The sequence below is a fragment of the Streptomyces sp. NRRL F-2580 genome (genome assembly GCF_000720115.1).
Lineage (GTDB): Bacteria > Actinomycetota > Actinomycetes > Streptomycetales > Streptomycetaceae > Streptomyces.
Map to the genome: position 1 here is coordinate 16,291 of NZ_JOIR01000022.1, position 20,409 is coordinate 36,699.

Genomic DNA, 20,409 nt, shown 5'->3' on the forward strand with positions numbered 1-20,409 from the left:
ATCCGGTGGACGCCACGCACCACCTGAACCCCCATCTCGCACCGGTCTCCGTACCCGACCCGGCCCTGCTGCCCCACGTACAGCGGCTGTGCGACCTGACCGATCCGTACGCCTTCGGTCCCGCCGAGGACGAACTGTTCGCCGCCGCCATGGCGGAGGCCAACGCCTGGCACACCGAGCGCTCCCCGTTCTTCCGCTCCCTGTACGAGGCCACTCCCCCGGCCGAGCCGTACCGCACGCCGCTCGTCCACGCGAACTTCTTCAAGCGCCACGAGGTGCTCTCCATCCCGCGCGAGGACGTCGAGCTGCACCTGACCTCCTCCGGCACCACGGGCCAGAAGTCGCAGATGTTCTTCGACCAGTGGACGATCCGCTCGGCCCAGCGCATGGTCGCCCGGATCTTCGAGCGCAACGGCTGGATCACCCCCGAGCAGGAGGTCAACTACCTCCTCTACAGCTACGAGCCGGCCCCGTCGCTGAACCTGGGGACCGCCTTCACCGACAACTACCTGTGCGACTTCGCCCCGGCCCGCAGCGTCGCGTACGCACTGCGCAACACCGGCGGCGACCACGAGTTCGACCCCTTCGGCTGCATCGCCGCGCTGCGCCGCTTCGAGCGCGAGGACGCCCCGGTCCGCATCCTCGGCTTCCCGGCCTTCCTCTTCTTCACGCTGGAACGGATGCGGGCCATGGGGCTGCCTCCGCTGCGCCTGCCCGAGGGCTCCCTCGTCGTCCTCGGCGGCGGGTGGAAGGGGCACGCCGACCGGCGCATCGGCAAGGAGGAGCTGTACGCCCGCGTCACCGAGCAGCTGGGCATCCCGGGTGAGCGGATCCGGGACACCTTCGGGTCGGTGGAGCACTGCATCCCGTACATCGAGTGCGACCACCACCGGCTGCACGCCCCCGTCTGGTCCCGGGTGACGATCCGGTCCACGCGCACGCTCGAACCGCTGCCGTACGGGGAGCCCGGCTATCTGCACCTCGTGTCGCCGTACATCACCTCGGTGCCGGCGCAGAGCGTGCTCATGGGCGACCTCGCCTCCCTCCGGCCGGGTGACGCCTGCGGGTGCGAGCTGAAGACCCCCTGGTTCACCGTGCACGGCCGTGCCGGGGTGAGCCGCAACCGCAGCTGCGCGGTGGCCGCAGCCGAACTGATGAAGGGCATGGCGTGACCGTGACGCAGACCAAGGCCGCGTACGAGCAGCACGGCGACGGCGCCGCGCACCACTACTGGCAGGGCGCCTTCGTCGGCGACGAGGAGGCCGGGCGCCGCCTCGCCGGTCTGCCGGCCGTCGTGGAGGCCGCGCTGGCCGAGGGGTTGGAGACCGAGACGGTGCTGGCCGCCTGCGACGCGCTCTCCGGCGCCCTGTGCGACCCCGCCCACCCGGTACACGCCCGGCTCGCCCCGCACCTGCCCGAAGGTGAGGACCCGGCCGTCCTGGCCGAGCTGGGTGTCCTCCTCGGCCGGCGGGAGCTGACCCGCAAGCTGCGCCGGGAGCTCGGCAGCGCGGCTCCCGGCCGGCTGAACCGGGCCGATCCGCGCGAGACGGTCTACGAGGCCTGGGCGCCCGTCGGCCTGGTCGCGCACATCGCCCCGGGCAACGCCTCGACGGTCGCGCCGCTGAGCATCGTCGAGGGCCTGCTCGCCGGGAACGTCAACGTGCTGAAGACCAGCAGCGCCGACACCCTCCTCACCCAGCACCTGATGGCCGAGCTCGCGGCCCTGGACCCGAGCGGTGCGCTGGCCGCGCGGATCGTCGTGCTGCGCTTCCCGTCGTCCCGGCAGGAGTGGCTGCGCCTGATGTGCGCGCCCGCGGACGCCGTCGCCGTATGGGGCGGGGAGGGCGCCGTCGAGGGGGTGGCCGCCCATGTGCCGGCCGGCTGCCGGCTGGTGGAGTGGGGGCACCGGATCTCCTTCGCGTACCTGACGGGCGACGCCTGGTCGGACGCCGGGACGCTCGACGCCCTCGCGGACGACGTGTGCCTGCACGAGCAGCAGGCGTGTTCCAGCCCCCAGGTGGTCTACCTCGACACCGAGGACGAGGGTGAGGTGTTCGCGTTCGCCGAGCGCTTCGCCGCGGTGCTCGCGGCCCGGCCGCCGGCCGTGACCGCCGCCTCGGCGGGCGGGCCGGATCCCGCCGAGGAGGCCGAGCTGACCACCACCGAGCTGATGGCGCGGCTGGAGGAACACCTGGGCCTGACAAGGGTGTTCGCCGCGCCCGACGGTTCGTGGCGGGTCATGGCCGACACCCGCTCCCCGCTCACCGCCTCGCCGCTGCACCGCAGCGTGTGGGTCAAGCCGCTGCCCCGCAAGCGGCTGATCGCCACCCTGCGCCCGATGCGCCGCTACCTGCAGACCGCGGGCCTCGCGGGCAGCCCGGCCGACATCGCCGAGCTCTCCCGCACCGCCCTGGCGGCGGGCGTCACCCGTGTCACGCCGGTCGGCTCCATGCTGGACAGCTACGCGGGCGAGCCGCACGACGGCGTCTACGCCCTGCAGCGCTACAGCCGCCGCGTCGCGGTCCAGGCCGACCCGGTCCGCTTCGCCACCACCGCCTGCCTGGACGACCTGGCCCGGCCCGTCGTCCTGCCGCGGCCGGCGGGCCCGCTGCTGGGCAAGGAGGACGTGCGGGAACCGGGCTCGCGGGTGGCGCGGGCCGATGCCGAGCTGTACTTCCGCAGCGGCGGCAGCACCGGTGCGCCCGCGCTGTCGATCTTCAGTTACGACGACTACGACATCCAGATGCACGCCGCCGCCCGGGGCCTGCTCGCCGCCGGCTACGACCCGGTGGGGGACCGCACCGCCAACCTCTTCTACTGCGGCGCCATGTACGGCAGTTTCATCAGCTTCTTCTCCGTCCTGGAGCGGCTCGGCGGAGTGCAACTGCCGTTGTCCGCGGGGCCGGACCACCGGGCGACGGCGCAGGCCCTGATCGACCTCGGGGCCGACACCCTCTTCGGGATGCCCTCCTACCTGTGGCAGCTGCTGCACGCGGAAGCGGACGCGCTGCGCGCGTACGGCGGCCTGCGCAAGGTCTTCTACGGCGGCGAGCACTTCACCGAGGAGCAACAGCGCACGCTGAAGGAGACGTTCGGGATCGAGACCGTCCGCTCCATCACCTACGGCAGCACCGACCTCGGGCCGCTGGGCTACCAGTGCACCGAGAGCTCCGGCGGTGTCCACCACCTGCACGCCGACCTCCACACGATGGAGATCCTGGAGCTGGCCGAGGACCGGCCGGTGGGCCCTGGCGAGACGGGCCGGCTGGTCTTCACCACGCACGCCCGGCGCGGCCAGCACCTGGGCCGGTACGTGATCGGCGACCTCGGCCGGGAGGTGCCGGGCCGCTGCCCGTGCGGCCGGCACGCGCCCCGCTTCGAGCTGCGGGGGCGCACCGGTGACGTGATGCGGGTGGCGACGCACTTCCTCAACCACCGCCGCTTCCTGGACCTGGCGGAGGAACAGGGCGGGCACCGGGGCGAGTTGCAGATCCGGCTCGACGCCGCGGACGCGCGCGAGCTGCTGACCGTACGGGTGGAGCGGGCCGGGGCGACGGACCCGGACCGGCTGCGGGAGGTGTTCCTGGCCGGTTACCCGGAGCTCCGCTCGGCGGTGACGGAGCGGCTGCTGGACCTGGTGGTCGAGGCGGTGGACGGCGCGTCGCTGGACCGGAGCCCGACCAGCGGCAAGCTCCTCGCGGTGGTGGACGCGCGCCACTAGGCCCCGTTCGGGCGGCCTGTCCGCCACGCCTGCCGTCGGCCCCGGTCCGCGACCGGGGCCGACGGTGCTGGGCGGCAACAGCCTTGAGTTCCAGGACTGTTCATTCCCCCGTGACAGTGGTCTATACCTTTAACACTAGGCTGGGTCACCTGAAACACGCACATGCACAGCCGTGGGGGGCTTTATGACCTTTCCTCATCTTCCGCAACCACCGTCCGACGAAGAGCTCTACTGGTACTTCGGACCGCAACGCCGCTGGGTCCTGATCGCCACCTCGCTCGCCTTCGTGTTCACGGCGGCGACCATGTTCACCTTCGCCCTGCGCACACCCGCCCTGTGGGCCTTCCTAGCCGTCCTCGGCCTCAACGTCGTGGCCCTGGCGCTCTCTTCCGTCAACAGCCTGCGCCAGCGCCGGCTCACCCGGCAGTCGCACGAGGTGCTCGTCCACGCCTGGCGGCCCGCCGCCCTGCCCGGCGTCGATCTGTATCTGCCGACCTGCGGCGAGCCGCTCCCCGTCCTGGACAACGCCTACCGCGCGGTGGCGGCCGTCGACTGGCCGGGCGACGCGCTGAACGTCTGGGTCCTGGACGACGCCGACCGGCCCGAAGTCGCCGCGCTGGCCGCCTCGTACGGCTACGCGTACGTGGTGCGCCCCGACCGCGGGCACCTGAAGAAGGCCGGCAACCTCAACCACGCGCTCACCCTGAGCGGCGCCGAGTTCATCGCGATCCTCGACGCGGACTTCGCGCCCAGGCCGGACTTCCTGCGCCACCTCGTCCCGTACCTGGCCGACCCCGCCGTCGGCATCGTGCAGAGCCCGCAGTGCTTCGACACCGACGAGACCATGGGCTGGATCCAGCGCGCCGCCGGCTCCGCCCAGGAGTGGTTCTTCCGGTGGATCCAGCCGTCCCGGGACGCGAGCGACGCCGCCATCTGCTGCGGCAGCAACGCCGTCTACCGGCGCAGCGCGATCGATCTCGCCGGCGGTTTCGCCCGGCTCGACCACAGCGAGGACCTCTACACCGGACTCGCCCTCCACGAGCAGGGGTTCCGCACCCTGTACGTACCGGTGCTGGTCGCCAAGGGCACCTCGCCCGACCACGTCACCTCCTTCGTCAACCAGCAGTACCGGTGGGCGATGGGCAACCTCCACCTGCTCGGCACGCCCGTACTGGGGCGGATGCGCGCCCCCTGGCGGATGCGGCTGTGCTTCTACGAGGGGATCGTCGGCTACCTGACCACGGCGGTGAACACCTTCGCGGCGCCGTTGCCGCCGCTGGTGATGATGTTCTGGTACCCGGACCACATCCGGCCCTGGCACGTGCTGCCGCTGCTCGCCCCGCTGTGGCTCTGGCACGTGCTGCTGCCGCGGATCAGCCGGACCCGCTGGCGGGTCGAGGTGATCCGGGCGAACGTCCTGACGAGCGTGGCCGCCGCGACGGCGTTCCTGCACACGCTGCGGGGTCGCAGCGCCGCCTGGGTGCCCACCGGCACGCGGAGTGCGGCGGCTCCTGGCGGCATGGCCCGGCGGGTGGTGGCCGTCTCGCTGGTCTGGCTCGTCCTCTCCAACGGCGCGGCCGCCGCGGGACTCGCGCTGGCCGTGTCCCACAACGGCTGGGAGCCCAACTGGGGGCTGCTCCTCTACCTCCTGGTGCAGTGCCAGATCAACGTCCCGCTGATCCGGGACCTGCTGGCCGAGCTGTACCCGGCCGCCGGACCGCTGCGCGCCCGCGTACGGGCCGCCCTGCGCCCCCGCACCGGTATGTTGCCCCGCCGCTGGCCCGAGACCGTCGCCGCCTCCGCAGTGCTCCTGCTCACCGGTCTGCTGGCCTCGGGGTGGGTCGACCCGATGCTTCCCTGGCTGAGCTGAAAGGCGCCGTCACCATGTCCTTCCTCCTCACACCCGGCCGGCGGGGCCCCGCCGCGCCGCCGTCCGGATCAGGTTCCGGCGCCGAGTCCGGGCCCAGCCCGCACCGGTCCGCCTTCCGGCCCGACATCGAAGGGCTGCGCGCGGTCGCCGTCCTCGCGGTCCTCGCCTTCCACGCCGGGGTTCCGTGGGCGACCGGCGGTTTCGTCGGCGTGGACGTCTTCTTCGTGATCTCGGGCTACCTGATCACCGGCCTGCTGGTCCGCGAGGCGATCACGACCGGCCGGATCCGGCTCGGGGACTTCTTCTCCCGGCGGGCCCGACGGCTGCTGCCCTCGGCCGCCGTGGTGCTCGGCGCGGTGGCGGTGGCCGGCGCATGGCTGACCGTACCGCTGCGCCGCACCGACGTGGAGCACGACGTCGTCGCGGCGGCGCTGTCCGTCGCCAACTGGCGGTTCGTGTCGCAGCGGACCGACTACCTCGCCGCCGGGCACGACCAGAGCCCGCTGCTCCACTTCTGGTCCCTCGCCGTCGAGGAGCAGTTCTACCTGTTCTGGGCCCCGCTGCTGGCGGTGCTCGTGCTCTGCGCGGCCCGGGCGGTCCGCCGGGGCCGGGCCGTTCGCTACGTCGTGGTGCTGATCGCCGCGCCGCTGACCCTCGCGTCGTTCGCCCTGGCCCTGTACTGGACGCGTCACTCCGTGTCCCTCGCGTACCTCGGAACGCCCTCGCGCGTCTGGCAGTTCGGGGTCGGTGCGCTGCTCGCCCTGCTGCCCTGGCACCTGATGCGCGGGCCGCGACCGCTGCGGTTGCTGTGCGGCTGGGCCGGGGCCGCGGCGATCGGCTGGTGCGTGGTGTCGTACGACGCCGCGACCCCCTACCCCGGTTACGCGGCGCTCGTGCCGACCCTGGCCACCGTCGCCGTGATCCTGGCCGCGATCCCGGGCCGGGGCGAGCGGAACGCCCCGGGCGTCTACGAGGTCGCACGGCTGCTGGCGGGGCGGGCGCCCCGGGCCGTCGGGCGGCTCTCCTACAACCTGTACCTGTGGCACTGGCCGGTGCTCGTGCTCGCCGAGGCCCGGACCGGTCCGCTCGGCTGGCCCGCGAAGACCGCGCTGACGCTGGCGGCCGTACTGCCTGCGCTCGCCACCCTGCGCTGGGTCGAGCAGCCGCTGCGCCGCAGCCGTACGGTCTCCGAACTCCCCCGCCGCGGCCTGTCGGTGGGCGTCACGGCCATCGCGCTGCCGGTCGTCCTCGCCCTGGTGGTGGGGACCACGGCCCTGCACCTGCTGGGCCCGGCCGCCCCGGTGGACCCGAAGGGGCTGCCGCCGGGCGCCGCCTCGGGTCCCACGCTGCTCGCCCGGACGGCCGGTACCCCGCTCGCGAGCGGTCCGGTGGTGCCGAGCCCCGTCCAGGCGCGCGCGGACTTCCCGCCGGACGGGGCCTGCGAGGTCGCCCCGGCCGAAACCCGCAGCCCGGACTGTCTGTTCGGCGCGGTGGACAGCCCAGACCGGATCGTGCTGCTCGGCGACTCGCACGCCGGGCAGTGGTTCTCCCCGATGCTGGCGCTGGCCGCCGGCCGGGGCTGGGCGTTGCAGGAGCTGGTGAAGCAGGGCTGCCCGCTGCCGGAGCTGGCGGTGGACAGCCCCCAGCTCGGCCGCGCCTACCGGGAATGCGACACCTGGCGGGCCGGCACCCTGGAGAGGCTGAGGCGGCAGCCGAAGCCGCGGCTCATCGTGATCGCCTCCCTCAACCGCTACACCACCGACGCGGGGCTCCTGGCCGAGGGCTGGGAGAAGACGCTGCGGCAGCTCAGGGCGCTGGGGGCGCCCCTCGTCTACGTCGAGGACACCCCCGTACCCGGTACGGACGTACCGGCGTGCGTCTCGGGTCGTCCCGAGTCGGCGGGCGCCTGCGCGTTCAGGCGGGCGGAGGCCCTGCGTCCCGATCCGCTGGCGGCGCGGATCGCGTCCGGTGTGCTGCCCGGCGTACGGAGCGTCAGCGTGAACCCGGTCCTGTGCCCGGGGGACGGGCCGACCTGCCCGGCCGTGCTCGACCGGATCCTGCTCTACCGGGACGACGCGCACCTGACCAATGTGGCGGCCGTCGTCCTGACCAACCGGCTGGAGCGGCTGCTCACGGACGTCGGGGCCCTGACCACTCCGGCCGCGGGGCCGGCCGGTGCGGACGGGTGGAGGCAGCTGCTGCGGGACGACTTCGACGGCCCGGCAGGCAGTCCCCCGTCGGCCGCCCACTGGGTCCACGACCTCGGCACCTGTTATCCGGGCTGCCCGGCTCCGCAGTGGGGCACGGGCGAGGTCGAGACCATGACGGACTCGACCGACAACGTCCGTCTCGACGGGAGGGGCGCGCTGGAGATCGTGCCCACCCGGAAGGACGGGGAGTGGAGTTCGGGGCGGATCGAGACGCGCCGCTCCGACTTCGCGCCCCCGCCCGGCGGGATCCTGCGGATCGAGGCGTCGATCGCCCTGCCGGAGGTGACCGGCGAGAAGGCGGCGGGGTACTGGCCGGCGTTCTGGACCCTGGGGGCACCGCTGCGCGACGGCTACACGGGCTGGCCGGGGGTCGGTGAGCTCGATGTCATGGAGTCCGTGAACGGGCGGGACACCGTCTTCGGCACGATGCACTGCGGGGTCCTCGAAGGCGGCCCGTGCGAGGAGCCGGTGGGGCTGGGCTCCGGGCCGCAGTCGTGCTCCGGCTGCCGGACGGACTTCCACGCGTACGCCGTCGAGGTCGATCTCGCTCCCGGCGCGGAGGAGGTGCGCTGGTATCTGGACGGCCGTGTGTACCACCGGGTGGCGGCCGCCCGGATGGACGCCGGGACGTGGCAGCGGGCCGTGGACCACGGGCTGTTCCTGATCCTCAACGTGGCCGTCGGGGGCAGCCTCCCGCTCGCCGACGGCAGGGCCGTCGGGCCGGCCACCGAACCGGGCCACGCGATGCGCGTCGACCACGTCACGGTGTCGGCCCGGGAGAGGACCGCCTAGGCGGCCCGGCGCGTGCCGGTGCCCCGCCCGCTGGTCGGCGGGCGGGGCACCGGGGGCGCGCGGCGGAGCCGCTGCGGCGGAGGGTCAGAACGCGAAGACGGCGTTGCCGTTGAGGGTCGCGTTCATGACGCAGCTGTTGGAGAAGGTGTGCTTCCAGGTGACGCGGCTGCCCTGCCACACGCCGTCCGCCGTCACGGTGACCGGGGCGTAGTGCATCGGGCACGCCCGGTCCGGGGCCGGGGAGGCGAGCAGGTGGTCGAGCGACCCGCCGGTGGAGTCGAGGGCCGCGCAGGCGGAGCGCGGGTCGGGGTGGGTGCCCAGGGCGGTCGGCGCGCAGCTGAGGGTGGTTGCCCGGACGACGGTGGACGCGTCGTCGTCGCCCTGCGCGATGGTGAACACCATGGCGGACGGGGCGTACAGGCTGGCGGGCTGAGCCGCCGCGATACCGGTGGCTCCGATCAGGCTGAGGACTGCAGCGGCCGAGGCAGCTGCGATGCGGTGACGCACGACGAGACTCACTTTCGATTCGAAGGTTGAACGCGATATTTCCTTTCGATCGCGTCCCGATGAAGCCCAGACTGTCCGACATGTGAGCGCGCCGCATATCGATGACCGATTTACGGACAGAGCATGCGCATACGCGCGACCGAATGGTCGTTCGGGCAGCTCAGAGGGGGCGCGTCGACGCCTCGGCCGGACACGAACACGGGCGGCGCCGGTCACGACGTGCATCCTTGCCCCCGCTGACCTGCCGTCGGCCGCGCGCGGTTCACCGAACGGCCATGCAGCTTGACCGGATACACACCCTCACCGCGCCGACACGGCTCCCACCCTGGTCGATTACACGGGAGAGTCGTAGATATATCCGAATTGAGCAACACGAGCCTTAATTGCGGTGATTCGTGGTGCACGGGGGCCAAAGTATGGCTCCTCGGCAGGACGCCGGGAACCGCACGGAGCCCGACCGGCTCGTACCACGCAGGTCCGGGCCGACTGTTGAAGGGGTCATCTTCATGTCTGCTTCTCTCGCCACCCGCCGCGCCCTCTCGGCGGCGCTGGCCGCCGTCGCCCTGGTCGGCGCCGCGGCCCTGCCGGCCGCGGCCGACGACCACCGGCGCGACCGGAACGCGCATTCCTCGATCGTCATCGGCGACGTCCAGTACGACAGCCCCGCCCGCAACGACCGCTCCAACCGCGCGCTGAACCGGGAATGGGTCGAGGTGAAGAACACCGGCCGGGGCGCCGTCAACCTGCGCGGCTTCACCCTCACCGACCAGCAGGGCAACCGCTACCGCTTCCGCGACAACTTCCGTCTGGACGGCCGCTCCAGCGTCAAGGTGCACACCGGGCAGGGTCGCGACACCCGCCGCGACGTCTACCAGGACCGCCGCCACCAGATCTGGAACGAGCGTGACACCGCCACCCTGCGCGACAACCGCGGCAACGTCCTGGACACCGAGTCCTGGGGCGGCCGCGGGCACCACCAGCCCCGCCGCTGACCCCCACCGGCAGCCACACCACGGCGAACCGTGAACTGCCGGCACACGTGAACGGCGTGCCACGGCGAACCCGCCGCGGCACGCCGCACCCATATCCCACCGCACGACGAACACGACGGGCCTGACACGCACATGGGCTCATGGGCTCGTCAGGGGCTCCTAGCGGGTCGGGTAGTCCGTGTACCCGCGGGCGTCGCCCCCGAAGAAGGTGGTCGGGTCAGGGGTGTTGTACGGACCCTCGGTGCGCAGGCGGTCCGGCAGGTCGGGGTTGGCCAGGAAGAGGGCGCCGAAGGCCAGGACGTCGGCGGTGCCGTCCTCGATCAGGGTGAGGGCCCGGTGGTCGGTGGGGCCCTCGGTCGCCGGGTTCAGCACGAGGAGCCCGGAGAACTGCTTGCGCAGGGCGAGGGTGGTCGCACGGGCCTCGGGGGCGTGCTCCAGGACGTGCAGGTAGGCCAGGCCGAGCCCGTCGATCTCCTTGACCAGCGCCTCGTAGACGGGCTGCGGGTCCGGCTCGGTGATGTCGTTGTACGTGTTCCCGGGCGAGATGCGCAGAGCCGTCCGCTCGGCGCCGATCGCGGCGGCGACCGCCTTGACCACCTCCACCGCGAAGCGGATGCGGTTCTCGGCCGGGCCGCCCCACTCGTCGGTGCGCCGGTTCGTGCCGGGGGCCAGGAACTGGTGGATCAGGTAGCCGTTGGCCCCGTGCAGCTCCACCCCGTCGAAGCCGGCCTCCACCGCGTTGCGGGCGGCCTCGGCGTAGTCGGCGACGGTCGCGCGCACCTCGGCTCCGGTCAGCTCCTGCGGGGTCACGAAGTCCTTCATGCCCTCGCCGGTGAACAGCTGCCCCTGGGCGGCGACCGCCGAGGGAGCCACCGGGACCAGACCGTCGGGCAGCAGCGACGGGTGACCGATCCGTCCGGAGTGCATCAGCTGGGCGAAGATCCGGCCGCCGGCCGCGTGCACGGAGTCGGTGACCTCGCGCCACGCCGCGACCTGCTCGGTGCTGTGCAGGCCGGGGGTGAAGGGGTAGCCCTGGCCGACGACGGAGGGCTGGATCCCCTCGCTGATGATCAGACCGGCCGAGGCGCGCTGGGTGTAGTACTCGGCGACGAGGGCGGTCGCGATGCCGCCCTCGGCCGCGCGGCTGCGGGTCATCGGCGCCAGGGCGATCCGGTTGGAGAGGGTGGAGCCGGCGATGCGAACCGGTTCGAACGCGCTGGTCATATTCGCCTCACAGAGATAATTGGTCGGCCAAGGATTGGCTTCGGGATGGAGCGTACCTCATTACTTGGTCGGCCAAGGTAAAATCTGGAGGGAGGGTAGGATCCACCCTCGGGACCACCATCAGGACCTGCCGCACCCGACCCGGGAGGAGCGCCGCCATGGCCGCGGAGACCGCTCAGGAACCGCGCACCGCCTCGCAGTGCCCGGCGGTGCCCAGCGCCGTGCTGGACGGGCCGGTGAGCCATGCGATCAGCCGGGTCGCCCGCCTCCACCGGATCGCGGCCGGCCGCGCTCTGCGCGACCTGGGGCTGCATCCGGGGCAGGAGTTCCTGATGATGCACCTGTGGGACAGCGGGGCCGTGCGCCAGTCCGAACTGATCAAGGCGGTCGGCCTCGACCCGTCCACCGTGACCAAGATGCTCCAGCGCCTCGAACAGTCCGGCCACGTACGGCGCCGCCCCGACCCGTCGGACCGGCGCGCCTCCCTCGTCGAGGCGACGGACGCCAGTTGCGGGCTCCTGGTCGAGGTCCGCAGGGCGTGGGGCGAGCTGGAACACCAGACCCTGGAGGGTCTGGAGGACGCCGAACGTACCGAACTGGCCCGCCTGCTGGGCAAGGTGGAGGCCTCCCTGTGCACGGAGCTCACCCGGAGCGCCGCCGAGTGCGAGGCGACGTACAAGGGGCCGGGCGCCTGCTAGCACCTTTCCCGGCGGTGGCAGACTCGGCCCATGCCCGAGGAACTCACCGAAGCAGAGCCGGAGGAACCGCTGCGCGCGTACGCGGAGTTCTACCCCGAGATCGTCCGGGCCGGATCCCTGCGGCACGCGCTGCAGGCGGCGGCGGACCGTGCGGGTCTCGGACTCACGATCGGACTGATGCCACCGCCGGGCTGGCGGCACGTCGTCGCGCGCGCCCGGAGCGGAGACCGGTCCGTGATCGTCTCGATGACCCTCGGCCGACGGAGTTTCTCCGTCAACTGCCGCGACGACGGCGCCCGCATGGCCCATGGCAGCACCACGGACCTGTCCGAGGCCGTCGGCGCGACGTACTCCTGGCTGCGGGGGCAGGGTGCGTCCGGCCTCGTCACCCAGTGGCCCTTCCTCGGATCCGGGGAGCCTTCCGGGGCCGATGAGCCCGGCGACGCGGTCTCCGTCAGGTGGCGACAGCTGCGTACGTCGGCTGCCGCCCCGCCGTACGCCTCGCTGTACGAGCTCGTCGAAGCCGCGTTCACCGAACCGCGCCTGCGGGCCCTGTCCCCGCGCACCAGCCACGACTGGCTCCGCTTCAGCCGTCGCGCCGCCGCTCCCCTCTGCGCCGACCTTCCGATGGTCCGGGCGAGCGGGAACGGCCGCTATCGCGTGCGGACACCCGAGGGGCTGCTGCACGACACCACGGGCACGACCGAAACCATCGCCCTCATCCTCGACCACCTGCCCGGCGACGACCGGCCACTCAGCACGTAGGGAATGCGCATGACCCGGACCCCGACCTCACAAGACGTCACCCTGCCCCAGCCGTTCGGAGAGTCGTTCTCGCGCGACCCCCACGCGGTCTACGCGGGCCTGCGCGCCGAAGGGTCGGTGCACAGGGTGGCACTGCCCGACGGTTCGCCGGTGTGGCTGGTGACCCACGAGGCGGACGTGCGCGCGGGACTGTCCGACCAGCGCCTCTCGGTCAACAAGAGGCATTCATCGACGGGATTCAGCGGCTTCTCGCTCCCGCCCGCGCTCGACCGCAATCTGCTGAACATCGACCCGGACGACCACCTGCGCCTTCGCCGGCTGGTCGCGCAGGGGTTCACCCCCCGGCACGTCGAATCGCTCCGCGCCGGCGTCGGGGCAGCCGTCGACGGGCTGGTCGCGCAGCTCACCGCGGAGATCGCGAGCAGCGGCGAGGCCGATCTGGTCGCCGGATTCGCCAAGCCGCTGCCGGTACGGGTCATCGCCGCCCTGCTCGACATCCCGGCCGCCGACCAGGAGCGCTTCTCCGGCTGGGTCGCGACGATGCTCAGCCCGCGCTCCCGCGAGGGTCTCGTCCAGGCCATCGGTGACATCCACCGGTTCCTCGTCGACCTCGTAACCCTGCGGCGCGCCGCCCCCGGTGAAGACATGCTGTCGAGCCTGATCTCGGCGCGCGACGACGAGGACCGGCTCACCGAGGACGAACTCGTCTCGCTCGCCTTCCTGATCCTCGGGGCCGCCGGCGAGAACGTCCAGCACGTCATCAGCGCCGGCGCGCTCACGCTCATCGAGCACCCGGAGCAGCTGGCCGAGCTGCGGGCCCGGCCCGCGCGCGTGGCGGACGCGGTCGAGGAAATCCTGCGGTACACCAGCCCCAACCAGACCGCGATCCGCCGCTTCCCCACCGAAGCCGTCGAGATCGGCGGCGTACGGATACCGGCCGGGGGCACCGTCCTGTTCGGCCTGGCGTCCGCACACCGGGACCCGGCCCGCTACCCGGACCCCGACCGGTTCGACCTCGACCGCGCCGACAAGGCCCACCTCGCCCTCGGCCACGGCATGCACTACTGCCTCGGAGCTCCGCTGGCCCGGCTCCAGCTCACCCTGGCCCTCGGCGCGCTCGTCGAACGGCTCCCCCACCTCAGGCTCGCCCGGCCTGCGGACCCGCTCCGCTGGCACAGCACCTTCCGATTCCGCGCCCTGCAGGAGCTGCCGGTCACCACCCTCCCCTGACCGCGGCTCGGGCGGTCGGTGGGGCAGCCGGGGCCGGGGCGACCGGGTGTGGCCCGGGCAGTCGGGTGGCCCGGGCAGTCGGGTGTGGCCCGGGCGGCCGGAATCCGTGCGCCGCCCGACCGCCACGCCCGGCATGCCCGCCTGCGGCGATCGCCGTAACGTGTGACCCGTGCGCCACACCACCGCGGCCGCGGCCGTGACGGCCACCTTGTGCGTGGCCGCGCTGGCCTGCTCCACCCAAGCCGGTGCGCCGCGCCTCCAGGCCCGGCCGGCCGAGCCTCCGGCCCGGCTCGCCGCACGGGTCACGGCCGTACCGGCGGAGAAGCTGGGCGCCTCCTACCGCGAAGGCTGCCCGGTCCCGCCCGAGCGGCTGAGACTGATCCGGATGAACCACTGGGGTTTCGACGGCCGGACCCACGCGGGCGAGATGGTCGTCCACGAGAACGCCGTCCGCCCCGTCCTCCGCGTCTTCCAACGGGCCTTCGACGCGCACTTCCCGATCCGCCGGATGCGGGTGATGGCCGAGTACCGCGACGACTCCGAGGCCATGGCCGACGACAACACGTCCGCCTTCAACTGTCGCCCGGTCACCGGCGACCCCCGGCGCCTGTCGCAGCACGCCTGGGGCGACGCGGTGGACATCAACCCCGCCGAGAACCCGTACGTCGACATCCACGGCGTCGTCCACCCGCCGCAGGCACGTCCTCATCTACGGCGGTCCCTGACCCGCCCGGGCCAGATCCACCCGGGCGATGCCGTTACGGCGGCGTTCCGCGAGGTCGGCTGGCGCTGGGGCGGCCGCTGGTCCAACCGGGACTACCAGCACTTCTCCGCCAACGGCGAGTGAGCGGGAGGCGCCGGTGCGCTGTCAGTCCCGGCCGAACCAGTGGTCGGCGAGGCAGTCAGCCTCGCGTCCGACGGCGCACCCAGTTCCCGCAGGTACCAGGACAGGTTGCTGTACACGTGCAGCAGCGCGTAGGCGAGCAGTTCGGCGCCGACGAAGTCGTACGCCCGGTGGCCGATCATGGCCGGCTCGAAGTCGAAGATTCCGGTCAGCCGCCAGCCGCCGGGGTCCACCAGGAGGTGCTGCCGCATCACCTCGGTGTGCAGCAGGGCGCGCCGGGGTGCGCGCGGGAACGGGACGGAGGCCAGGAAGTCGAAGATCTGCTCCAGCCACGCGTCGGCCAGTCCGTGGCCTGCCGGGGACGGCCCCCACCACCGGATTTCCTGCTCGGCGAACACCCGAACCACAGCATGTTTGCGCTGGTGGAAATCGGTGAGACGCCTTGTGCGCCGCGTTCCGGTAGGACCCGCCGTCGTGCACGCATCGCGCGCCCGGCACGGGCAAGAGGCGGCAAGGGAGATGGGAGACCCTCATGATCGTGCTCGGAATCATCCTCCTGATCGTCGGGTGGCTGCTCGGCATCTCGATCCTCTGGACGATCGGCATCATCCTGCTCGTCATCGGTGCCGTGCTGTGGATCCTCGGGGCCGTCGGGCACGAGGTCGGCGGAAGGCGCCACTACTGGTAGGGCTTCGAGCCCGACCGTCATCCGTTGATCCGTAGCGCCGGCCGACGGCACGTGAACGCGTGCCGCCGGCCGGCGCCTCGTCGCAGGAACGTCCCGCCGTCGCAGGAACGTCCCGCCGCAGGGGTGAAAGCGGCGCGTACAGGCCCGTCGGGCGAGCGGAGGCCACATAGAGTCGCAGTTTGAGCCGGTTCGTCCTATTTCGGGGATGTGCATGCGTCGTCTCACTGTTGCTCTCGCGCTGCTGACCGCCCTTTCCTGCGGCTCCCTCCTGGGCCCCCAGGCCGTCTCGGCGGCCGTCTCCGGGAGCGGTCCCGCGGGCAGCGGAAGCCGGGGTACGAACATCCTGATCGTCGGCATCGACAGCCGCGCCGGTCTCTCCGCCGCCGAGAAGAACCGGCTCCACGTGGGCGGCAAGGCGTGCAACTGCACGGACGTCATGATGCTCGTGCACCTCTCCGGGAACCGGCAGCGGGCGAGCGTGGTCTCCATCCCGCGCGACTCCTACGTCGAATACGCCGGCGACACCACCACCGCCCGCAGCGGCAAGATCAACGGCGCGTACGCCCTCGGCGGCGGGGGTCTCACGGTGGCCACCGTCGAGAAGGCCACCGGCCTCCACGTCGACCACTACCTGGAGACCGATTTCCGGGGCTTCGAGCGGACGATCGACAACCTCGGCGGCGCGACCGTGTGCACGGACCGGCCACTCACGGACGAGAACTCCGGCCTCGACATCGGCGCCGGCCGCCACCGCACCAACGGCAACGAAACACTGCGTTACGTCCGGGCCCGGCACGTCAACCTCCGGCCCGGCGACCTCGGCCGCGTCCGCCGCCAGCAGCGCGTGGTCAACGACCTGCTGGCCCGCCTCACCTTCGAGGGCGCCCTCGCCAGTCCCCTGCGCACGGCGCGGACCGTGCACACGCTGCTGAAGACGGTACGCACCGACGCGCGGACCGGGCCGGGCGACCTGATCCGCATCGCGTGGGCGCTCGGCCGCCTCCGGGCGGACCGGACCGAGTTCGCGACCGTCCCCATCCGGCTCTTCGACCACCGCGTACCCGGGGTGGGCTCCAGCCTGGTGTGGGACGAGGCCCGCTCCGCCGCGTTGTGGGCGGCCCTGGGCGCGGACCGCCCCATCACCGGGGACACCCGCATCCAGCCCGTCGCGGAGACCCCGGCGCCGGCCGATCCCGCCGGGATCGCGGTCCGCGTGGACGACGCCGCCGTCGCCGCGGCCCTGCGCCGCAACGGGTTCGCCGTCGTAGACACCTCGTCGTCCGCACCGGCCGAACGCCCCGGCGGTCCCCCGGTCATCCGGTTCACCGCCGGCCAGGAGGAGAAGGCGGCCACTCTCGCGGCCGCGCTGCCCGGCTCCCGCCTGGAGCCCGGACCGGATCACGGCGTGTTCTTCGACGTCGCCGTCGGCACGCGGCCCGTCCTGGTCAAGACCGTCACCTACGACCGCAACATCGCCGATGGCGCCCCGGTGACCGCCGACCGCCTCCGCTGCGCCGACGGGCCCGCGCCCGCGGCGGCCGACGCGACCTCCGTTCGGCCGTAGGACCGCAGCGGCCGGGGGGCGGTGCGGAGCCGCCAGGGCGACGATAAGGAGTGTGGACGAAGCGCAGCCGCGGCAGGCACCGGGCGAGTGCCCGCAGGAGCTGACCGTGGCGCCCTTCGCGTCCGTGGGCGGCGGTGGCGCCTGCCGCTGTCCGAGGCACCCCTTGGGGACCGGGGCCTCGCCGGAGGAACGGGTACACGATGCATGAGGAGATGCCGTTCGAGGACCTGATCAGCGGCGCCGCCCAGGACGCCGGGGGATGGCTGGGCGCGCTGCCGGTGGCGCTGGTTGCCACCAGCAGCGACGGGGTGGTCGTGCGCTGGAACCACGGCGCGCAGGAACTGCTCGGCTACACCCCGCCCCAGGTGCTCGGCCGGCACATCGCCGATCTGCTGCATCCGGGGGCCGACCGCAGCCTGGGCCGCTCCCTGTGGGAGACGGCCGCCACCGGGCGCGGGGTGATGGGTACGGTCACCGCCTGGCACCGCAGCGGGCATCCGCTGGAGCTGGAGATCTGGGCCTGCCCCGTCCCCGACCGGCGTCACGGCGCCTCGGCCGTTCTGGTCTTCGCCGCGGACGCCCACGCCGCCCGCCGCATCCGGGGGTCCTCCGCGGTGTGGGACGGCTTGTTCGCCCGCTCCCCCGTCGGCATCGCCGTACTCGACACACAGCTGCGGTTCCTGCAGGTCAACCCGGCGCTCGAGGAGATGAACGGGCTCGCGGAATCCGCCCACGTCGGCCGGCGCCTGGCGGAGATCCTGCCCGAGGTGAACGCCGACGAGATGGAGGAGGCGATGCGCCAGGTCCTGGACACGGGTGAACCGGTCCTCGACCGGCGCCGCACCGGCCGGACCCCGGCCGACCCGGAGCACGACCACGTGTGGTCGTGCTCGTACGTGCGCGTGGAGGACCCCGGTGGCCGGCCGATCGGCGTCATCGCCTCCCTGCTCGACATCACCAGGCAGCAGCGCGATCAGACCGAGGTCGAGGCGGGCCGCCGCAGGCTCGCGCTGCTGAGCGAGGCCAGCGCCCGCATCGGTGGCAGCCTCGACCTGGAGCGAACGGCGCAGGAGCTGGCCGACCTCGCCGTCCCGCACCTCGCCAACGCCGTCACCGTCGACGTCCTCGACTCCCTCGCGAGCGGCAACGAGCCGGGCCCGGGGCTCGCGGGGGGCGTTGCCCTGCGGCGCCTGGGCAAGGCCCCGCTGACCGGCTCCGCCGTCACCCAGATCCTGGCGCCGCTCGGCCGCACGCTCACCTTCCCCGCGGCCGCCCCGTACACCCAGGCCCTCGCGGCCCGGCAGCCCTTCCTGATCGCCCACCTCGACGAACGGGTCGCCGCCACGGCCGCCCGCCACACGCCCAAACCGGCCCAACTGCTCGAAGCGGGCGTGCACTCGTTCATGATGATCCCGCTCGTCGCGCGGGACGTGGTCCTCGGCGTCGCCACCTTCTACCGCGCCCGGCCCGGCGGGGCCTCCTTCGGGTCCGACGACGTCACGCTCGCCGCCGAACTGGCCGCCCGGGCCGCCATCAGCATCGACAACGCACGCCTGTACCACCACGAGCACGAGACCGCCGTCGTTCTCCAGCGCAGCATGCTCCCCCAGCACGTCACGCCTCCCCCGGGCATCGAGATCGCCCACCGCTACCTGGCGGCCAGCGACGTCAACGAGGTCGGCGGCGACTGGTACGACGTCCTCCCCCTCACGGGAGGCCGGGCCGCCCTGCTCATCGGGGACGTCATGGGCCACGGCATCGCGGCCGCCGCGGTCATGGGGCGCCTCTCCGCGACCGTACGCGCCCTCGCGCGCCTCGACATGTCCCCGACGGCGCTGCTGCACCAGTTGGAGGCCACCCTCGCCGACCTCGCCGAACCGATGCTCGCCACTTTCCTCTACGTGGTCTGCGACCCCGCCACCGGCCACTGCACCGTCACGCGCGCCGGACACCCGCCACCGGCCGTGGCGGAACCCGACGGCACCGTGTACCTGGTCAAGACCCCGCCCGGCGTCCCGTTGGGCGTCGGCGGCATCACCTTCACCACCACCGACATCACCCTGCCCCCGGGCAGCCTGCTCGTCCTCTACACCGACGGCCTGATCGAGGCCCGCAGCCGCGACATCGACGAACGCCTCAACGAACTCACCAGCCTGCTCACCGAGCCGGAGCAGCCCCTGGACCACCTTTGCGACACCCTCATCACCCACCTGGTACCGGCGTCCGCGGACGACGACATCGCCCTCCTCGCCGCCCGCATCGGCACGAACCCCCACCGCCCGCGCCCCTGACGATCCGGCGGGCCGGGTTCCCCGGGCGGCCGGACGGCCCGCATCGCCTACGCTCGCTCCCGTGCACTCCCGCTACACGACCGCCTTCGCCATGGCCGCCTTCGCCACGAGCGCGGCGACGATCACAAAGGCCCGATGCAATGAGGACGCGCAAACTGACCTTCGGCCTGTACGCGGACGAACAGGGGCTGGCGTGGGTCAGGACGCTCGTCGAGGCCGCTGCGGGCTCGCGGAACGCCCGGATCGTCAGCGAGACCGTCACGACCGCTGACGGGTACGACTACCTGGCGCAACAGTGGGCCGTGGAACATCCCGCGCAGAGCAGCGGCGCACGGCAAGTGTTCGAGCTGCGCGTCCGCTTGACGTGTTCCCTGCGGTCGTGGCGGGCGACCCGAAAGACGCTGATCGAGACCCTGTGCCCGGAGGGCACGGCTCCCCACACCTGCCGTGTCCCCTGGTCGGCCGCCTGAACCAACAGGCCGGAGGCCTCGGACACCACCCTGGGGCACGCCCTGTTCCGTCACCACCGCGAGTGCACCAGAAGACTCACGCGGAGCTCCCCAGGGGCGACCCGAGGTGGTCCGGGTTGGTCCGGGTTGGGTTCGAAGCGCGCCAGTTCCTCGCGTACGAGATCGTCGGCGACCCGCTCCACCCCCTGGCGGGCGCCCCCCGGGACGGCGGGCGGCCCGTGCCACGGTCAGCGGTTGCTCGGAGACCACGCTGAGCAGCTGCCAGCGGGACTGCGTCTGCCGCCGCACCAGGTTCGGGCGCCGTGTGGAGCGAGACCTCGGCACCGTCGTCAAAGCCCATCGGGACGGCCGTGCCGGCCGTGTCGGCGCTGTCGCGCGGGAAGAGCCCGTCCAGTCCGACACCGTCCATGGGCGGCTCGGCACCGAGGTGCACCAAGGACGAGATGGCCGGCTCGCGTACGGAGAGACGGTCGATCCCCGGACTCGACGGCGAAACGCCTCGACCGCCCGAAGGTAAGCCGCCTCGATCCCACCGTGATCACT

At 72.9% G+C, this 20,409-nt stretch carries 15 protein-coding genes and 1 pseudogene; 13 read left to right on the top strand and 3 right to left on the bottom strand.

Annotated features, from left to right (window positions below; translation table 11 throughout):
- Positions 1-23: 23 nt before the first annotated feature.
- The 4 genes from IF88_RS0123535 (at position 24) to IF88_RS0123550 (ending at position 8,593) form a co-directional block, all read left to right on the top strand.
- Entirely contained in the window at positions 24-1,172 is a 1,149-nt protein-coding gene (locus IF88_RS0123535) for an acyl-protein synthase (protein ID WP_030715899.1), read from the top strand.
- On the top strand, positions 1,169-3,721 hold the full coding sequence (locus tag IF88_RS0123540) for an acyl-CoA reductase (RefSeq protein WP_234323667.1): 2,553 nt from the start codon (positions 1,169-1,171) through the stop codon (positions 3,719-3,721). The genes IF88_RS0123535 and IF88_RS0123540 overlap by 4 nt, the downstream gene beginning before the upstream one ends.
- 184 nt (positions 3,722-3,905) lie before the next feature.
- Entirely contained in the window at positions 3,906-5,591 is a 1,686-nt protein-coding gene (locus IF88_RS0123545) for a glycosyltransferase family 2 protein (RefSeq protein ID WP_030715911.1), read from the top strand.
- Between the two features lie 14 nt (positions 5,592-5,605).
- Positions 5,606-8,593, top strand: a complete 2,988-nt coding sequence (locus IF88_RS0123550) for an SGNH hydrolase domain-containing protein (RefSeq protein WP_037806807.1) — start codon at positions 5,606-5,608, stop codon at positions 8,591-8,593.
- An 84-nt stretch (positions 8,594-8,677) separates the two neighbouring features.
- On the opposite strand, the gene IF88_RS0123555 is transcribed toward IF88_RS0123550, so the two are convergent.
- A complete protein-coding gene (locus IF88_RS0123555; protein WP_030715916.1) occupies positions 8,678-9,100 on the bottom strand; it encodes a subtilase-type protease inhibitor in 423 nt (140 codons plus the stop codon).
- Between the two features lie 506 nt (positions 9,101-9,606).
- Here IF88_RS0123555 and IF88_RS0123560 point away from each other — a divergent pair.
- Positions 9,607-10,092: a lamin tail domain-containing protein gene (locus IF88_RS0123560; RefSeq protein WP_030715918.1), complete on the top strand. Its 486-nt coding sequence runs from the start codon at positions 9,607-9,609 to the stop codon at positions 10,090-10,092.
- Positions 10,093-10,251: 159 nt separating this feature from the next.
- On the opposite strand, the gene IF88_RS0123565 is transcribed toward IF88_RS0123560, so the two are convergent.
- On the bottom strand, positions 10,252-11,289 hold the full coding sequence (locus tag IF88_RS0123565) for an alkene reductase (protein WP_420711000.1): 1,038 nt from the start codon (positions 11,287-11,289) through the stop codon (positions 10,252-10,254).
- Positions 11,290-11,474: 185 nt separating this feature from the next.
- On the opposite strand from IF88_RS0123565, the gene IF88_RS0123570 reads away from it, so the two are divergent.
- From IF88_RS0123570 to IF88_RS0123585, 4 genes are all read left to right on the top strand, one after another.
- Positions 11,475-12,014 (top strand): MarR family winged helix-turn-helix transcriptional regulator, encoded by a 540-nt coding sequence (locus IF88_RS0123570; RefSeq protein ID WP_051837440.1) that lies wholly within the window; start codon positions 11,475-11,477, stop codon positions 12,012-12,014.
- Between the two features lie 30 nt (positions 12,015-12,044).
- Positions 12,045-12,779: a DUF6193 family natural product biosynthesis protein gene (locus IF88_RS0123575; protein ID WP_030715926.1), complete on the top strand. Its 735-nt coding sequence runs from the start codon at positions 12,045-12,047 to the stop codon at positions 12,777-12,779.
- A gap of 9 nt (positions 12,780-12,788) precedes the next feature.
- On the top strand, positions 12,789-14,009 hold the full coding sequence (locus IF88_RS0123580) for a cytochrome P450 family protein (protein ID WP_037806810.1): 1,221 nt from the start codon (positions 12,789-12,791) through the stop codon (positions 14,007-14,009).
- A gap of 169 nt (positions 14,010-14,178) precedes the next feature.
- On the top strand, positions 14,179-14,856 hold the full coding sequence (locus IF88_RS0123585; RefSeq protein ID WP_030715933.1) for a M15 family metallopeptidase: 678 nt from the start codon (positions 14,179-14,181) through the stop codon (positions 14,854-14,856).
- 21 nt (positions 14,857-14,877) lie between these two features.
- Here IF88_RS0123585 and IF88_RS40725 read toward each other — a convergent pair.
- Positions 14,878-15,203: pseudogene (locus IF88_RS40725) on the bottom strand (phosphotransferase); the annotation flags it as partial.
- 182 nt (positions 15,204-15,385) lie between these two features.
- Between IF88_RS40725 and IF88_RS47335 the strand changes: the two are divergent.
- From IF88_RS47335 to IF88_RS0123610, 4 genes are all read left to right on the top strand, one after another.
- On the top strand, positions 15,386-15,541 hold the full coding sequence (locus IF88_RS47335; RefSeq protein ID WP_199808123.1) for a DUF6131 family protein: 156 nt from the start codon (positions 15,386-15,388) through the stop codon (positions 15,539-15,541).
- Positions 15,542-15,752: 211 nt separating this feature from the next.
- On the top strand, positions 15,753-17,105 hold the full coding sequence (locus IF88_RS40730; protein WP_051837443.1) for an LCP family protein: 1,353 nt from the start codon (positions 15,753-15,755) through the stop codon (positions 17,103-17,105).
- A gap of 200 nt (positions 17,106-17,305) precedes the next feature.
- Positions 17,306-19,396 (top strand): SpoIIE family protein phosphatase, encoded by a 2,091-nt coding sequence (locus tag IF88_RS0123605; RefSeq protein ID WP_030715942.1) that lies wholly within the window; start codon positions 17,306-17,308, stop codon positions 19,394-19,396.
- 140 nt (positions 19,397-19,536) lie between these two features.
- Entirely contained in the window at positions 19,537-19,866 is a 330-nt protein-coding gene (locus tag IF88_RS0123610; protein ID WP_030715945.1) for a hypothetical protein, read from the top strand.
- The last annotated feature ends 543 nt before the right edge of the window (positions 19,867-20,409 follow it).

What these genes read in the sequence shown, in the direction of transcription:
- IF88_RS0123545 (WP_030715911.1), top strand. Translation starts at nt 3,906, where the DNA reads ATGACCTTTCCTCATCTTCCGCAACCACCGTCCGACGAAGAGCTCTAC.
- IF88_RS0123550 (WP_037806807.1), top strand. Translation starts at nt 5,606, where the DNA reads ATGTCCTTCCTCCTCACACCCGGCCGGCGGGGCCCCGCCGCGCCGCCG.
- IF88_RS0123560 (WP_030715918.1), top strand. Translation starts at nt 9,607, where the DNA reads ATGTCTGCTTCTCTCGCCACCCGCCGCGCCCTCTCGGCGGCGCTGGCC.
- IF88_RS0123570 (WP_051837440.1), top strand. Translation starts at nt 11,475, where the DNA reads ATGGCCGCGGAGACCGCTCAGGAACCGCGCACCGCCTCGCAGTGCCCG.
- IF88_RS0123575 (WP_030715926.1), top strand. Translation starts at nt 12,045, where the DNA reads ATGCCCGAGGAACTCACCGAAGCAGAGCCGGAGGAACCGCTGCGCGCG.
- IF88_RS0123580 (WP_037806810.1), top strand. Translation starts at nt 12,789, where the DNA reads ATGACCCGGACCCCGACCTCACAAGACGTCACCCTGCCCCAGCCGTTC.
- IF88_RS47335 (WP_199808123.1), top strand. Translation starts at nt 15,386, where the DNA reads ATGATCGTGCTCGGAATCATCCTCCTGATCGTCGGGTGGCTGCTCGGC.
- IF88_RS40730 (WP_051837443.1), top strand. Translation starts at nt 15,753, where the DNA reads ATGCGTCGTCTCACTGTTGCTCTCGCGCTGCTGACCGCCCTTTCCTGC.
- IF88_RS0123605 (WP_030715942.1), top strand. Translation starts at nt 17,306, where the DNA reads ATGCATGAGGAGATGCCGTTCGAGGACCTGATCAGCGGCGCCGCCCAG.
- IF88_RS0123610 (WP_030715945.1), top strand. Translation starts at nt 19,537, where the DNA reads ATGAGGACGCGCAAACTGACCTTCGGCCTGTACGCGGACGAACAGGGG.